The 14,493-nt window shown below is 72.5% G+C and carries 14 protein-coding genes; 9 read left to right on the top strand and 5 right to left on the bottom strand.

What is annotated here, in order from left to right; translation table 11 throughout:
* Positions 1-379: 379 nt before the first annotated feature.
* Positions 380-1,309, bottom strand: a complete 930-nt coding sequence (locus tag G6W55_RS21250; RefSeq protein WP_175522414.1) for an HAD family phosphatase — start codon at positions 1,307-1,309, stop codon at positions 380-382.
* Between the two features lie 119 nt (positions 1,310-1,428).
* Between G6W55_RS21250 and G6W55_RS21245 the strand changes: the two genes are divergently transcribed.
* From G6W55_RS21245 to G6W55_RS21225, 5 genes are all read left to right on the top strand, one after another.
* Positions 1,429-1,716 carry a glutaredoxin family protein gene (locus G6W55_RS21245; RefSeq protein WP_175522413.1) on the top strand — a complete coding sequence of 96 codons (288 nt, stop codon included), beginning with the start codon at positions 1,429-1,431 and terminating at the stop codon, positions 1,714-1,716.
* Positions 1,717-1,958: 242 nt separating this feature from the next.
* The gene (locus G6W55_RS21240) at positions 1,959-2,774 is read left to right on the top strand and encodes a redox-sensing transcriptional repressor Rex (protein WP_175522412.1); all 816 of its coding nucleotides are present in this window, start codon (positions 1,959-1,961) and stop codon (positions 2,772-2,774) included.
* A complete protein-coding gene (locus tag G6W55_RS21235; RefSeq protein ID WP_175522411.1) occupies positions 2,771-4,483 on the top strand; it encodes a glutamyl-tRNA reductase in 1,713 nt (570 codons plus the stop codon). Before G6W55_RS21240 ends, G6W55_RS21235 begins: the two co-directional genes overlap by 4 nt.
* The gene (gene hemC, locus G6W55_RS21230; protein ID WP_078634397.1) at positions 4,480-5,439 is read left to right on the top strand and encodes a hydroxymethylbilane synthase; all 960 of its coding nucleotides are present in this window, start codon (positions 4,480-4,482) and stop codon (positions 5,437-5,439) included. The genes G6W55_RS21235 and hemC overlap by 4 nt, the downstream gene beginning before the upstream one ends.
* Positions 5,436-7,139, top strand: coding sequence for a bifunctional uroporphyrinogen-III C-methyltransferase/uroporphyrinogen-III synthase (locus G6W55_RS21225; protein WP_078634398.1), 1,704 nt, complete (start codon positions 5,436-5,438; stop codon positions 7,137-7,139). The genes hemC and G6W55_RS21225 overlap by 4 nt, the downstream gene beginning before the upstream one ends.
* A gap of 110 nt (positions 7,140-7,249) precedes the next feature.
* On the opposite strand, the gene G6W55_RS21220 is transcribed toward G6W55_RS21225, so the two are convergent.
* Positions 7,250-8,188 carry an alpha/beta fold hydrolase gene (locus tag G6W55_RS21220; RefSeq protein WP_175522410.1) on the bottom strand — a complete coding sequence of 313 codons (939 nt, stop codon included), beginning with the start codon at positions 8,186-8,188 and terminating at the stop codon, positions 7,250-7,252.
* Between the two features lie 100 nt (positions 8,189-8,288).
* On the opposite strand from G6W55_RS21220, the gene G6W55_RS21215 reads away from it, so the two are divergent.
* Both G6W55_RS21215 and hemB read left to right on the top strand, forming a co-directional pair.
* Positions 8,289-8,903 (top strand): TetR/AcrR family transcriptional regulator, encoded by a 615-nt coding sequence (locus tag G6W55_RS21215; protein ID WP_175522409.1) that lies wholly within the window; start codon positions 8,289-8,291, stop codon positions 8,901-8,903.
* Between the two features lie 56 nt (positions 8,904-8,959).
* Positions 8,960-9,952: a porphobilinogen synthase gene (gene hemB / locus G6W55_RS21210; RefSeq protein ID WP_175522408.1), complete on the top strand. Its 993-nt coding sequence runs from the start codon at positions 8,960-8,962 to the stop codon at positions 9,950-9,952.
* Positions 9,953-9,955: 3 nt separating this feature from the next.
* On the opposite strand, the gene G6W55_RS21205 is transcribed toward hemB, so the two are convergent.
* Positions 9,956-10,654 (bottom strand): DUF4232 domain-containing protein, encoded by a 699-nt coding sequence (locus G6W55_RS21205; RefSeq protein ID WP_175522426.1) that lies wholly within the window; start codon positions 10,652-10,654, stop codon positions 9,956-9,958.
* A gap of 188 nt (positions 10,655-10,842) precedes the next feature.
* Between G6W55_RS21205 and G6W55_RS21200 the strand changes: the two genes are divergently transcribed.
* A complete protein-coding gene (locus tag G6W55_RS21200) occupies positions 10,843-12,084 on the top strand; it encodes a helix-turn-helix transcriptional regulator (protein WP_309243776.1) in 1,242 nt (413 codons plus the stop codon).
* 119 nt (positions 12,085-12,203) lie between these two features.
* On the top strand, positions 12,204-13,409 hold the full coding sequence (locus G6W55_RS21195) for a PLP-dependent aminotransferase family protein (protein ID WP_175522406.1): 1,206 nt from the start codon (positions 12,204-12,206) through the stop codon (positions 13,407-13,409).
* Positions 13,410-13,431: 22 nt separating this feature from the next.
* Here the strand turns inward: G6W55_RS21195 and G6W55_RS21190 are convergent, their stop codons facing one another.
* Together G6W55_RS21190 and G6W55_RS39290 are read right to left on the bottom strand one after the other, a co-directional pair.
* Entirely contained in the window at positions 13,432-14,217 is a 786-nt protein-coding gene (locus G6W55_RS21190) for a DUF4253 domain-containing protein (protein WP_175522405.1), read from the bottom strand.
* Between the two features lie 35 nt (positions 14,218-14,252).
* On the bottom strand, positions 14,253-14,387 hold the full coding sequence (locus tag G6W55_RS39290; protein ID WP_303049926.1) for a hypothetical protein: 135 nt from the start codon (positions 14,385-14,387) through the stop codon (positions 14,253-14,255).
* Positions 14,388-14,493: the final 106 nt, after the last annotated feature.

The following is a 14,493-nucleotide window of genomic DNA, read 5'->3' as shown; positions in this document are numbered from 1 at the left end:
GTCAACCCCGACGTGTGGGTACACGGGACTCCCAGAGGCAGAGCTTCCATCACGTGCAGTGCGAAACCTTTCACCCGCAGTGACGACGGCCTGGTGGCCGCTGTGACGACAGGGGGGTTCCGGTATGCGTCTGAGGAGAATAACGCTTCGTGCAGGCGCTGCTACACCGAGTTGCTCAAAACTTCGATTACGTCGCTTCTGTGACCTATTGACGCTCGATCAGGTGTCGCAGGGTGAACGATTGTTGATCGGAAAGGTTCGAGTTTCCGGTCGGTCCAGGGCGTGTTGTGGCTGTGCGCGGACAACAGCGCAGGAGCGACGCATGAAGGACGGCCGTAACGGGTACGACCGTCCTTCGCGCGCGTGGCGAGGGGGAGTTCTACCGCCGGCGTCTGTTGTGCAGGGCGATCGCCGCGGCCGTGCCGCCCGCGACCGCTCCCACGCCGGCCGCCGCCGGGATGCCGACCTTGGCCGCCTTGCGGCCGGTGCGGTAGTCGCGCAGTCGCCAGTCGAGGCCCCGGGCGTGCTTGCGCAGTTTGGTGTCCGGGTTGATGGCGTAGGGGTGGCCGACCAGCGAGAGCATCGGGATGTCGTTGTGCGAGTCGCTGTAGGCGGCGCAGCGGGAGAGGTCCAGGCCCTCGGCCGCGGCCAGGGCGCGGACCGCCTCCGCCTTCGCGGGGCCGTGCAGCGGTTCGCCGACCAGCTTGCCGGTGTAGACGCCGTCGACCGACTCGGCGACCGTGCCGAGGGCGCCGGTGAGGCCGAGGCGGCGGGCGATCACCTGGGCGATCTCCACCGGGGCGGCTGTGACCAACCACACCTTCTGACCGGCGTCCAGATGGGCCTGGGCGAGGGCGCGGGTGCCGGGCCAGATGCGCTCGGCCATGTACTCGTCGTAGATCTCCTCGCCGATCGACATCAGCTCGGCGACGCGGTGGCCCTTGACGATGGACAGGGCCGAGTCGCGGGCGTCCTGCATGTGCTCGGGGTCCTCGATGCCGGCCAGCCGGAACCACGCCTGCTGCCAGGCGAACCGGACCAGGTCACGGGTCTCGAAGAACTTGCGTTTGTACAGGCCACGGCCGAAGTGGAACAGGGCGGCGCCCTGCATGACGGTGTTGTCCAGGTCGAAGAAGGCGGCGGCCAGCGCGTCGCCGTGGACCGGGAACTGCGGTTCTTCCGCGGTGGGCTGTTCGAGCTGTGCGTCCTGCGTGGACTTGCGGGCGGCCTCCGCCGAGGCCTCGCCTGCCAACACGCTCCGCGCCGTGGCGGAGCGCCTACGGGGTGTGAGCCATCCGAGAGCGGCCATGGCGTGAGCATAGCCATTCTGTTCGGTGGTTCCGGAGCCGAGAGGTTCGGCGGGTGTGAACTCTCCGCGACCGTGCCGTTAAACCGGACCGTCCGCCCATCGCGCCGGAGGGGGCGAGAATGGCCCGTATGAGTCCGTTCTTTCGACGTAAGGCCGTCCCTCCCGGCGAGAGGTCGGTCACGCTGGTGGGCCGGCCCGGCTGTCATCTGTGCGACGACGCCCGGGCGGTGGTGGAGAAGGTCTGCGGCGAGCTGGGCGTGCCGTGGGAGGAGAAGGACATCACCCACGACCGGCGGCTGCACGACGAGTACTGGGAGCAGATCCCCGTGGTGCTCGTCGACGGTCAACAGCACACGTTCTGGCGGGTGGACGAGGGTCGGCTGCGCAAAGAGCTGACGGGGAACTGACCGAGCAGTACAAGACACGCCGAACGTCGCTTAGGATCGATGGCGATTTGGTCTCGGGGGCGGGATTCACGAGGAGAGTGTCGGTTTTGCCCCCAGGAACAACACGCGTGACCCCGGTCACGTTGGGCGGGCAAATCGGACACCATCTTTGTGCACGCGTTCACAAAGACATAGCCTGCTGTCGACGGGGCGGTCTGGGGACGTACGACCGCTCGCAGCCCCGCTCTACCCGCAGGAGCACCGTGGCAACTGGCCGAACTCACCGACCGGCGACCCGTAGCCGAGGGATTCCCGAGGCCACCGTCGCCCGCCTTCCGCTGTACCTCCGTGCGCTGACCGCTCTGTCGGAGCGCTCGGTGCCCACGGTGTCGTCGGAGGAACTCGCGGCCGCGGCCGGGGTCAACTCCGCCAAGCTGCGCAAGGACTTCTCCTACCTGGGCTCCTACGGCACCCGCGGGGTCGGCTACGACGTCGAGTACCTCGTGTACCAGATCTCCCGTGAGCTGGGCCTGACCCAGGACTGGCCGGTCGTCATCGTCGGTATCGGCAACCTCGGCGCCGCCCTCGCCAACTACGGCGGGTTCGCCTCGCGCGGGTTCCGGGTCGCCGCGCTGATCGACGCCGACCCGGCGATGGCCGGCAAGCCCGTCGCGGGCATCCCGGTGCAGCACACCGACGAGCTCGAGAAGATCATCACCGACAACGGCGTGTCGATCGGTGTCATCGCCACCCCGGCCGGCGCCGCCCAGCAGGTCTGCGACCGGCTCGTGGCCGCCGGGGTGACCTCCATCCTGAACTTCGCGCCGACCGTGCTGACCGTCCCGGACGGCGTCGACGTGCGCAAGGTCGACCTCTCCATCGAGCTCCAGATCCTCGCCTTCCACGAGCAGCGCAAGGCCGGCGAGGAGGCCGCGGCCCTCGACGGCGCCGTACCCGCCCCGGCCGGCCGCGACGACTCCCGCGCCGAGCGCACCGGCGGTACTGCCGACCGCACCGACCGCACCGGCCGCACCGACCAGGGACCCGACGGGGACGTACCCGCCGTGATGCCGGCATGAGTCTCCTCGTCGTCGGGCTGAGCCACCGCAGCGCCCCGGTGAGCGTCCTGGAGCGGGCCTCGCTCTCCGCGGACGCCCAGCTCAAGCTGCTCCAGGACACGGTCGCCGCAGAGCCGGCCGCCGAGGCCGCCGTCCTCGCCACCTGCAACCGGATCGAGCTCTACGCCGACGTGGACAAGTTCCACGCCGGTGTCGCCGAGCTGTCCACCCTGCTCGCCCAGCACAGCGGCGTCGGCCTCGACGAGCTGACCCCCTATCTCTACGTGCACTACGAGGACCGGGCCGTCCACCATCTGTTCTCGGTGGCCTGCGGGCTGGACTCGATGGTCGTCGGCGAGGGCCAGGTCCTCGGGCAGATCAAGGACTCCCTCGCCCGGGCGCAGGACCTGCACACCGCCGGACGGCTGCTGAACGACCTGTTCCAGCAGAGCCTGCGGGTCGGCAAGCGGGCCCACTCCGAGACCGGCATCGACCGCGCCGGGCAGTCCCTGGTCACCTTCGGCCTGGAGCAGCTCGCCGCCGGTGAGGACGTCTCGGCCTGGGCGCGCGGCAAGAAGGCGCTGGTCATCGGCGCGGGCTCGATGTCCTCGCTGGCCGCCGCCACGCTCGCGCGCGCCGGGGTCGCCGAGGTCGTCGTCGCCAACCGCACCTTCGACCGCGCCGAGCGGCTCGCCCGGATCCTGACCGAGGACGAGGGCACGGACGTGCCGGCCCGCGCGGTACCGATGGAATCGGTGCCGGCCGAGCTGACACGTGCCGACATCGCCGTCTCCTGTACCGGCGCGACGGGCCTCGTGCTGACCGCGGAGGCGATCGCGGCGGCCGTCGAGGGCCGTACCGGCGCACCGGCCCCGGCCACCGGTACGCAGGACGGCTTCGGCGAGGAGGGCCCGTCGGCCGTCCGCGCGCTGCCGCCGACCTCCCTGGGCGCCGAGGAGAACTGTCCGCTGGACCTGCCGGCCGCCCAGCGCTCCGGCTTCTCCGTGCTCGGCGAGGCCGCCGTGGCCGGCATGGACGCGGCGACCCTGGAGCAGCACGCCGCCTGGGTCGACAACGCGACCGTCGACCGCCGTACCGCCGTCCGCCGGGCGCCCGAGACCGACGCCGAGCTGATCACCGCGCTCGCCGCGACCGCCGCCACCGCCGGCCGGATCCCCGAGCGCCGCAGGCCCGAACCGGCCGCCGCGCTGGTGCGCCCCGAGCCCGTGCTGTTCCTGCTGGACCTCGCGATGCCGCGGGACGTCGACGCGGCCGCGCACCGGCTGGCCGGGGTGCGCCTGGTGGACATCGAGTCCCTGGCGGAAGCCTCCGCGGGCGCCCCGATGGCCGCCGACGTGGACCAGGTGCGGCGGATCGTCGGCGACGAGGTCGCCGCGTTCGGCGCCGCGCTGCGGGCCGCGCACATCACCCCGACCGTGGTCGCGCTGCGCGCCATGGCCGCCGATGTCGTCGCGGGCGAGATCGCCCGCCTCGAAGGGCGGCTGCCCGGCCTCGACGACAAGCACCGCGCGGAGATCACCCAGACCGTGAAGCGCGTCGTCGACAAGCTGCTGCACGCGCCGACCGTACGCGTCAAACAGCTCGCCGCCGAGCCCGGCGGCGCCGGGTACGCGGACGCGCTGCGCACCCTGTTCGACCTCGACCCGGAGACGGTGGCCTCTGTCTCCCGGGCCGACGACAGCACCGAGAAGAACCGAGGGCCGGAATGACTGACAAGGCATTGAGGCTCGGGACCAGGCGGAGCAGACTCGCCATGGCCCAGTCCGGGCAGGTGGCGGACGCCGTGAGCCAGGTGACCGGACGGCCCGTCGAACTCGTCGAGATCACCACCTTCGGCGACGTCTCCCGCGCGCATCTCTCGCAGATCGGCGGCACGGGCGTCTTCGTGACCGCGCTGCGTGACGCGCTGACGCGCGGGGAGGTCGACTTCGCGGTCCACTCGCTGAAGGACCTGCCGACCGCGCAGCCCGAGGACCTGGTCCTGGCCGCCGTACCGGTGCGCGAGGACCCCCGTGACGTGATCGTCGCCCGGGACGCGCTGAAGTTCACCGACCTGCCGCGCGGGGCGCGCATCGGCACCGGTTCCTCGCGTCGCATGGCCCAGCTCAACGCGTACGCGCGGGCCCACGGCCTCGACATCGAGACCGTCCCGATACGTGGGAACGTCGACACCCGGATCCGGTACGTGCACGATGGTGAACTGGACGCGGTCGTACTGGCCGCGGCCGGCCTGAGCCGCATCGGACGCATCGACGAGGTCACCGACTTCCTGTCGATAGACACGGTGCTGCCCGCCCCCGGCCAGGGGGCACTGGCGATCGAATGTGCCGCGGGCGACGCGGAACTGATCGCCGCGCTCGGCGCCCTCGACGACCCCTTCACCCGGGTCGCCGTGACCGCCGAACGGTCCCTGCTCGCCGCCCTGGAGGCCGGCTGCTCCGCCCCTGTGGGCGCGCTGGCCGACCTTCTGGCCGACGGGCAGATTGTCAACGAAATGCGCCTGCGCGGCGTCGTCGGCACCACCGACGGCTCTCGCATGGTGAGCCTGTCCACCACCGGTCCCGTGCCCGAGACGCACGACCGGGCAAGGGCGCTCGGCCGTGAACTCGCGGCCGAGATGCTCGCCCGGGGCGCGGCCGGTCTGATGGGGGAGCGAGCACAGTGAGCCCCACCACCCTTCCCGCCGGTCCGGAACACGGGCACGTCACCTTCCTCGGTGCCGGACCCGGGGATCCGGGACTGCTGACTCTGCGCGCCGTGGAGGCGCTCGGGCACGCGGACGTCCTGGTCGCCGAGCACGAGGTGCTCGACGTCGTACGGACGCACGCGCGGCCCGGCGTCACCGTCGTGACCGCGGAACCAGGTCCTTCGTCGGACCCGCTTCCGGGCACGGGCACGCCTCACCCGACGCTTGTCGACGGCGCGTCGGCAAGCGTCGAGGTACCCGCTGTGCGGGATGCCTCACATCTTGTCATGGAGGCCGCGCGGGGCGGCAGGCGGGTCGTCCGAGCGGTGTCCGGGGACCCGGGACTTGATACGTACGCGGCGGAGGAAATGCTCGCCTGCGCGGCGGCCGGTGTTCCCTTCGAGGTCGTGCCCGGTGTCGCCGCCGCGGTCGGCGTGCCCGCGTACGCCGGGGTGCCGCTGCGCGACGCGCAGGGCGCGGACGTCCGCTTCGTGGACGCCCGTACCGCCTCGGACCGCTGCTGGACCGAGGTCGGCGCCTCCGACGGCACCGTCGTGGTCTCGACGACCCTGGACTCGGTCGGCGCGGCCGCCGGTGAACTGGTCTCGGCGGGCCGCAAGCCCGATACGCCGATGACGGTCACGGTCGCCGGTACGACCACCCGCCAGCGGACCTGGACGGCCACACTCGGCACCATCGCGCAGACGCTGAAGCAGGCGAAGGTGCTGCCCTCGCCCGAGGGCGGCCGGCCGGTGATAGCCGTGGTCGGCGAGCGTTCCGCCCCGGCCCTGCGCGACCAGCTCTCGTGGTTCGAGTCCAAGCCGCTGTTCGGCTGGAAGGTCCTCGTCCCGCGGACGAAGGAGCAGGCGGCGTCGCTCTCCGACCAGCTCCGGTCCTACGGGGCCGTGCCGCACGAGGTGCCGACGATCGCCGTCGAACCGCCGCGCACGCCCCAGCAGATGGAGCGGGCGGTCAAGGGCCTGGTGACGGGCCGCTACGAGTGGATCGCCTTCACCTCGGTGAACGCGGTCAAGGCCGTCCGCGAGAAGTTCGAGGAGTACGGCCTCGACGCCCGTGCCTTCGCGGGGATCAAGGTCGCCGCGGTGGGCGAGCAGACCGCGCACGCGCTGGTCGCCTTCGGTGTGAAGCCGGACCTGGTGCCGAGCGGCGAGCAGTCGGCCGCCGGGCTGCTGGACGACTGGCCGCCGTACGACCCGGTCTTCGACCCGATCGACCGGGTGTTCCTGCCGCGCGCCGACATCGCCACCGAGACGCTGGTGGCCGGGCTCATCGAGCTGGGCTGGGAGGTCGACGACGTCACGGCCTACCGGACCGTGCGGGCCTCGCCGCCGCCGGCGGACACCCGGGAGGCGATCAAGGGCGGCGGCTTCGACGCGGTGCTCTTCACGTCGTCGTCGACCGTGCGGAACCTCGTCGGGATCGCCGGCAAGCCGCACAACGTCACGGTGATCGCCTGTATCGGTCCGGCGACCGCCAAGACGGCCGAGGAGCACGGGCTGCGGGTCGACGTGATGGCTCCCGAGCCGTCGGTGCACAAGCTCGCGGAGGCCCTGGCCGACTTCGGCCAGCGCCGCCGCACGGCCGCACGCGAGGCGGGCGACCCGGTGACCCGGCCCAGCGAGCGACGCCCGGGGACACGGCGGCGCCGGGCGACCTGACGCCGGGCGGGCCGGAACACGGACGCGGCGGAGCGTTTCTCCTTCGGGAGGAGCGCTCCGCCGCGTTTTTCGTGTCCCCGGCGTTTCGTGTCCCCGGCCGGCCGGGCGGGCTACTTGGATTCGATGCGGCCGACCGCCGTCGGGCCGGTGGTGAGGGACTCGGTGGCTGTGGGCCAGGCGTCGTCGCCGGGGTGGAATTGGGTGCGGAGGTAGGCGGCGGTGAGGTGGGCCAGGGCGGCGACCGTCGCGGGGTTCTCGTCGGTGGTCTCGGCGGCGTCGTATCCGGCGATGCCGCCGAGGCCGTGCTCCGCCTCGAACAGGGTGAGGAGGGTCTTGGGTCCGGGGGCGAGGGTGTAGGGGTCGGCGTGCCAGTCCGGGCCCATGTCGGTGAAGTGCCGGGAGTCGTCCTTCTCACCGGCGACGACCAGCGCGGGCGTGGTCATGGTGGCGAAGTCGACGGCCCCGATGATCGGCCACTGCGCGGCCATGGGCCCGTTGAGGACGTCACCGCCCCGGCCGGGCGCGGCCAGCAGCACGCCCGCCGTGATGCGCGGCTCGGCGACGCTCACCGTCTTCCCGGTGCCGGGGTCGACGATCCCGGCACCCAGCAGGAGGGAGGCCGTGAAGCCGCCGAGCGAGTGTCCGGCGAGGCCGACCTTCGTGCGGTCGATCCGCCCGGCGAGGCCGGGCACGGTCCGCTCGATCACGTCCAGGCGGTCGAGGACGTGGGACATGTCCTCGGCGCGGGAGCGCCAGAAGTCGGGCGCGCCGGGCGCGTCGGCGACCAGGTGGCTCAGGGTCCGGGAGGTGAGGTGGGTGGGCTGGACGACGACGAAGCCGAGGGCCGCCCACCGCTGGGCCAGCGGTGCGTAGCCGTCGAGCGAGGAGAGGTGGTTCGAGGGGCCGTGGCCGTGGGACAGCAGCAGGACGGGCAGGCCGGTGCCGGTCTCCGGGGCGGTGACCCGGACCTGGAGGTCCACGGGGCGTCCGGGCACGGGGAGGACGACGGGGCTGTACGACAGGACGGGTACGGGGGTGGAGGTGCTCATGGTGAGGACGCCCTTTCGGTTACCCTGAAACGGAACGTTGCTCCACTTACTATCCGGAGCGCTGCTCCGTTTTGTCAACCGGACTGGAGAGGACTACGTGATGGCCAGCGACAGCCCTGCCGGGGAGCCCGGGGAGCCTGAAGAGCCGCCGTCCCGGGGCAAGCGGGCCGACGCCCAGCGCAACCGGCAGACGGTCCTCACCGCCGCCGCCGAGGTGTTCGTCACCTCGGGGGTCGACGCGCCGATCCGGCAGATCGCCTCCCGGGCGGGGGTCGGGATGGCCACCATCTACCGCCACTTCCCGACCCGGGCGGACCTCGTCACCGCCGTCTACGAGCACCAGATCGAGGCATGTGCCGAGGCCGGACCCGCCCTCCTCGCCGAGGCCGACCGCCCCTTCGACGCACTGTGCGCCTGGGTCGACCTCTTCACCGACTTCCTGGTCACCAAGCACGGCCTCGCCGACGCGCTCCGGTCCGACAGCGACCGGTTCGCCGCGCTGCACGCCCACTTCCTCGACCGGCTGCTGCCCGTCTGCGCCCGGCTCCTCGACGCGGCCGCCGAGTCCGGTGACATCCGGTCCGGCATCCGGCCCTACGAGCTGATGCGCGGCATCGGCAACCTCTGCGTCGGCCGCGACGACGACTCCGACTACGACCCGCGCCGCCTCATCGCCCTCCTGCTCCGGGGGCTCCAAACGCGCCCAGGGGCCTAGGCAGTGCCGACGGGGCGTCGGCAAGGGGGTGTCCGGGGCGGGCGTAGCGTAGGCGTATGACGAAGTACGGTTCCTTCCCCGGTACGCGTCCCCGGCGGCTGCGCACCACCCCCGCCATGCGGCGCATGGTCGCCGAGACCCGGCTGCACCCGGCCGACTTCATCCTTCCCGCGTTCGTGCGGGAGGGCGTGAGCGAGCCGGTGCCGATCCAGGCCATGCCCGGGGTCGTGCAGCACACCCGCGACAGCCTGAAGAAGGCCGCGCTGGAGGCCGTGGAGGCCGGGGTCTCCGGGATCATGCTCTTCGGGGTGCCGGAGGAGTCGAAGAAGGACGCGCTCGGCACCCCGGGCACCGATCCGGACGGCATCCTGCAGGTGGCCCTGCGGGACGTCCGCGCCGAGGTCGGGGACGATCTGCTGGTCATGTCCGACCTGTGCCTCGACGAGACGACGGACCACGGGCACTGCGGGGTGCTGGACGCGGAGGGCCGGGTCGACAACGACGCGACCCTGGAGCGGTACGCCGAGATGGCCCAGGTCCAGGCCGACGCCGGCGCCCATGTGGTGGGCCCCAGCGGGATGATGGACGGCCAGATCGGCGTCGTCCGGGACGCGCTCGACCAGATCGGGCGGGAGGACGTCTCGATCCTCGCCTACACCGTGAAGTACTCCTCCGCGTTCTACGGCCCCTTCCGGGAGGCCGTCGGCTCGTCCCTCCAGGGCGACCGCAAGACCTACCAGCAGGACCCCGCCAACCTCCGCGAGTCGATGCGGGAGCTGGCGCTGGACCTGGAGGAGGGCGCCGACATGGTGATGGTCAAGCCGGCCGGCCCCTACCTCGACGTCCTGGCCCGGGTCGCCGACACCGTGGACGTGCCGGTCGTGGCGTATCAGATCTCCGGTGAGTACTCGATGATCGAGGCCGCCGCCGAGAAGGGCTGGGTCGACCGCGACCGGGCGATCTTCGAGGCGCTGACCGGCATCAAGCGGGCCGGCGCGCGCAACATCCTCACCTACTGGGCGACCGAGGCGGCCCGCAAGCTGCGGTAGCCGTCACCAGCTCAGGGCGTCCTCCCGGTCCTGCTGCCAGTACGTCACCGTCAGGGAGCTGTCGTAGTAGACGCCCGCGGCGGGCAGGGCCGGGGTCGCGGAGGCGCCGCCGTCGCTGTTCGGGGTCATGCCCTGGAAGGCGACGGTCAGCTTCTCGGCGGTCGTGCCGCCGTCGCCGCTGCCGTCGGCGGCGGACAGCAGGACGCCCGCGTACCCGGACTCGCCCGGCGCGAGCGACACCACGGCCTGCGGATGCGTCTCCTCGGCGGCGCGCGGCACCCACTGCATCTCGTCGAAGCGCAGGACGGGGTAGTAGGTCAGGTCGCACGTCTTGCTGCCCGTGTTGGTCACCGTGAGCAGCATGTGGTTGAGCGGGCGGGGGACGGGCTGGGCGGTGACCTTGGTGGTCGAGCCGTTGCAGAGGACGGGGGTGGCGGGGGCGGGGGTCTTGGAGTCGCCCTTCGCGTTGTCCTTGGTGCCGTCGTTGTTCCCGTTCTTGTTCCCGTCCTTGTTTCCGTCCTCGGCCGGGGTGGTCGTGCTGCCGCCGGTCGGCGAGGCCGTCGCCGGTGCGGAGGCCGACGGCGTCTCGGGGAGGGCGGAGGCGCCCTCGTCCCTCGTGCCCGTGCCGTTCTCGCACGCCGTGAGGGCGAGGGCGGTGAGCGCGGTGACGGCGAGCAGTGAGCGGGTGCGGCGGATACGCATGGTCAAGTCCTCTTCCGTGGTGCCGAGTTGCGATGAGCTGCTTGCTTGACCAAAGCTTGCGAGAGCATCCGTCCCGGACGCCAGGACCGGCGGACGATCAGGGACACTGGAACGCCCGCACCGGGTGCGAGCTGGGCGAACGCACCATCCCTGGAACGCCGGGATGGGACATGGGGGGTGGACGAACGGTGGCTGCGGCCGACTTCGCGGAGCTGCTGCGGGAGTTGAAGGACCGGTCCGGGCTCAGCTACGGGACGCTCGCGAAACGGCTCCACATGAGTACGTCGACGCTGCACCGTTACTGCAACGGGGACGCCGTGCCCACGGACTACGCCCCCGTCGAGCGCATGGCCCGCCTCTGCAAGGCGTCGCCGGACGAACTCGTGGCCCTGCACCGGAGTTGGGTGCTGGCGGACGCGGGGCGGGGGAAGAAGGGGGCGGAACCTGTTTCCGAGCGCGAGGTCGTAACCGAGCCTGAGCCCGACGTTGTGACCGAGCCCGACCCTGAGCCCGAGCCCGTCCCCGTGCGTGTGCGGCGGCCGTTGGTGCTCGCCGGGGTGGGTGCCGTCGCCGCCCTGGGGTCGGTCGCGCTGACCCTCGCGCTCGTGCTGCCGGGCGGCGGTGCGGACGACGACGGTGGCGCGGGCGGTCCGGTCGGTGCGGCGGAGTCCGTGCCGGGGCGGGGGGCGCCGTCGGTGTCGGCGTCGTCGTCCGTGTCACCGTCAACGTCGTCGTCACCGGTGGAGTCCGTTTCCGCGTCCCCGTCGTCGGCGTCGCCGTCTGCCGGGTCGCGGGCCGACGGGAAGGGTGCCGGTGCGGGCGTTCCGCTGACGGTGACCGCGCGGCCGTTCGCCTGGGAGAGCCCCTGCGGGCAGCACTATCTGATCCGGCAGGGGCCTCGCGAGGTCAGTCCGCCGCCGGTCGAGCAGGACGCGCCGGCCTGGGTGTCCCGGCACGGGGCCGTGTCGGCGGGGCAGCAGTACCTGGAACTCACCGTGCAGGGGACGGGCGAGGAGACCGTCGTGGTGGACCGTCTGACGGTCCGTACGGTGGCCAGGCGTTCGCCGCTCGCCTGGAACGACTACGCGATGGGCTACCCGGGGGTCGGTTGCGGCGGGGGTGTGCCGACGAGGTCGTTCTCGATCGCGCTGGACGCGGCGCGGCCGGCGCCGGTGCCGGAGGCGGGGCATCCGGACTTCCCGTTCAAGGTGAGCGAGTCCGACCCGGAGGTCTACTACGTGACGGCCGACGCCTCTGCCTACGACGTGAGTTGGTATCTGGAGCTGTCCTGGTCCAGTGGCTCCCGGCACGGGACGCTGAGGATCGATGACGAGGGGAAGCCGTTCCGTACCAGTGGGGAGCACGGGCGTCCGGCGTACGAGTTCCCGCTCGGGGGTTCTGCGTGGCGCACTGCGGGGTCGGAGGGGTAGCGGGTGCGGGTGCGTCGTGGCTGGTCGCGCAGTTCCCCGCGCCCCTGGGTGGGTGCAGTCGGCGTCCGGATCGCGGAAAGCACGGGTGTAGGTGGCATGTATCTCTCTAGGGTGCGTTCATGACATCCGCGCCCGCCCCCGCCTCCGCCCCCGTTCCTCCCACGGCCGCCCGTGTGCGGTCTACCGGGGGTTCACCGGTGCGGGACATTCTCGCCGTCACCGCGCGCCCCGAGGTGATCAACTTCGCGGGTGGGCTGCCCGCGCCCGAGCTGTTCGACCGCGAGGGCGTCGCGGCCGCCTTCCGGCAGGTGCTGGAGGAGACCCCGGCGCGGGCCCTCCAGTACGCCACCACCGAGGGCGAACCGGCGCTGCGCTCCCTGCTCGCGGCCCGCCTCACCGCCCGCGGCCTGCCGACCGGCGCCGACGACCTGCTCGTCACCACCGGCTCCCAGCAGGCCCTGTCCCTGCTCGCGACGGCCCTCATAGACCCCGGTGACACCGTGCTCGTCGAGGAACCCTGCTATCTGGCCGCGCTCCAGGTCTTCGGCCTGGCCGGGGCCCGGATCCTCGCCGTGCCCGGGGACGCGGACGGACCCGACCCGGACGCCCTCGCCGAACTCGTCGTCCGTGAACGCCCCAAGCTGCTCTACACCGTCCCCACCTTCCAGAACCCCACCGGCCGCACGGTCCCCGCCGCGCGCCGCGCCGAACTCGCCGCCGTCGCCGCCCGGCACGGCCTGTGGATCGTCGAGGACGACCCCTACGGCGAACTCCGCTACGACGGCGACCGGGTGCCGTGGATCGCCGCCCACGCCGACGCCCGCGACCGCACCGTGCTGCTCGGCTCCTTCTCCAAGGTGATGGCGCCCGGTCTGCGGCTCGGCTGGCTGCGCGCCCCGGCGGAGCTGCGGCGCGCCTGCGCCGTCGCCAAGCAGGCCGCCGATCTGCACACCCCGACCGTCAACCAGCTCGCCGCGGCTCACTACTTGGCCGTGAACGACCTCGACGCGCATGTGCGGCGGGTGGCGGACGTCTACCGGGAGCGGCGCGACGCGATGCTCGCCGGACTGCCGGACGCGCTGCCGGAGGGGTCGGTGTGGAACCGGCCCGACGGCGGCATGTTCCTCTGGGTCCGCCTCCCGTCGTCGTACGACACCACGGAGGCGCTGGCGCGGGTGGTGCGGCAGGACGTGGCGTACGTCCCCGGCGCGCCCTTCTACGCCGGTGCGCCCGACCGGTCGACGCTGCGGCTGTGCTTCGTGACGCAGACCCCGGAGGAGATCGGCGAGGGGCTGCGCAGGCTGGGCAAGGGGCTCGGCCGCTAGCGGACCGGGGCTGCCGGCCTGGTCAGTCCCACCAGAAGGTCCAGACGCGCTCGCCGACGAGCCGTTCCGCGTAACCGCGCAGGGTGTACGGGGGGTTCTGCTCGACGTTGTCCGGGCAGAACGCGAAGTGCTCCGCCGCCAGGGCCTCGGCGGCGGCGAGCGTGGTGGGCGGCGCGGCCACCGAGACCACGAGCACGTCGAAGCCGAGGGCGACGACCCGTATCCCGAAGCGGTCCTCCCAGGAACGCAGCACCGCGCACAGCCGGGCCACGTCGTTCTCGTGGTTCAGCGGGCCGGTCCAGCCGATCGCCGCCGGGATGTCGGCGGAGCGGCGGGCCGGTACCAGTGCCAGGTGCGGCCGGGTGAAATGGGGCGGTCCGGCGGTCAGCGTGTCGGCGGTCTCGGCGGCCCGGGTGTCCGGATCGGCGACCAGGGTGAGGGACTCGGCCGGTCCCGGCCACTCCGTGCCGTCGGGCGAGTACTCCGCCCAGAACTCCGCGAGCACCTCCTCGGCGTCGTGGTCCCCGGGGTAGGACGTCTCGCCGGGCGCGAGGTCCCAGTCCTGCGGACCCCCCTGGTCGCTGCCGAGGTCCACCAGGACGGGCAGCAGCCCCGCGCGCGTCGCCGGTGTGCCCAGCGCGGACCAGTTGCCGGCGGAGGCGGGCTGTGCGGCGTGCCAGAGCAGCGGTTCGTGCCACGGGCCGTCGTCCGTGGCGTCGACCAGCCGTCCCAGGGGGAGTTGGAGCCCGAGGGAGCGCCCGCTCGGGTCGGACGCGAGCTTCGGCAGCGGGTTGGGAAGAGTCGCCATGCCGGTGACTGTAGGGGCAGGCACTGACAACGCGGTCAGCGGCGGGACTTCGGCCGTCGCAGCAGATGGGTCAGCCAGATGCCGGCGCCGAGGACCGGGAGCACGATCAGTGCCGGGATGGCCACCCCGACCGCGCCGGCCACCAGGAAACCGACCAGCAACTCGGGCACCGTCGGATCGTCCGCCCCGCCCAACCGGCTCTCCTCACGCTCGCGTTCACCGCCGTAGGCGGCGATGGATGCTAGACGCGCGAACGTGAGGAGACGGTTCCCGTGC

It is taken from the genome of Streptomyces sp. CAI-85 (assembly GCF_013363615.1).
Taxonomy (GTDB): Bacteria; Actinomycetota; Actinomycetes; order Streptomycetales; family Streptomycetaceae; genus Streptomyces; species Streptomyces antibioticus_B.
The sequence above is the reverse complement of the archived record's forward strand: the minus strand, read 5'-3'. Positions and strand labels throughout refer to the sequence as shown.

Bases quoted from the DNA above. Each gene is read 5' to 3' on its own strand.
- G6W55_RS21195 (WP_175522406.1), top strand. From the start codon at position 12,204: ATGACATCCGCGCCCGCCCCCGCCTCCGCCCCCGTTCCTCCCACGGCC.
- G6W55_RS21220 (WP_175522410.1), bottom strand. From the start codon at position 8,188: ATGAGCACCTCCACCCCCGTACCCGTCCTGTCGTACAGCCCCGTCGTC.
- G6W55_RS21215 (WP_175522409.1), top strand. From the start codon at position 8,289: ATGGCCAGCGACAGCCCTGCCGGGGAGCCCGGGGAGCCTGAAGAGCCG.
- G6W55_RS21205 (WP_175522426.1), bottom strand. From the start codon at position 10,654: ATGCGTATCCGCCGCACCCGCTCACTGCTCGCCGTCACCGCGCTCACC.
- hemB (WP_175522408.1), top strand. From the start codon at position 8,960: ATGACGAAGTACGGTTCCTTCCCCGGTACGCGTCCCCGGCGGCTGCGC.
- hemC (WP_078634397.1), top strand. From the start codon at position 4,480: ATGACTGACAAGGCATTGAGGCTCGGGACCAGGCGGAGCAGACTCGCC.
- G6W55_RS21190 (WP_175522405.1), bottom strand. From the start codon at position 14,217: ATGGCGACTCTTCCCAACCCGCTGCCGAAGCTCGCGTCCGACCCGAGC.
- G6W55_RS21235 (WP_175522411.1), top strand. From the start codon at position 2,771: ATGAGTCTCCTCGTCGTCGGGCTGAGCCACCGCAGCGCCCCGGTGAGC.
- G6W55_RS21245 (WP_175522413.1), top strand. From the start codon at position 1,429: ATGGCCCGTATGAGTCCGTTCTTTCGACGTAAGGCCGTCCCTCCCGGC.
- G6W55_RS21250 (WP_175522414.1), bottom strand. From the start codon at position 1,309: ATGGCCGCTCTCGGATGGCTCACACCCCGTAGGCGCTCCGCCACGGCG.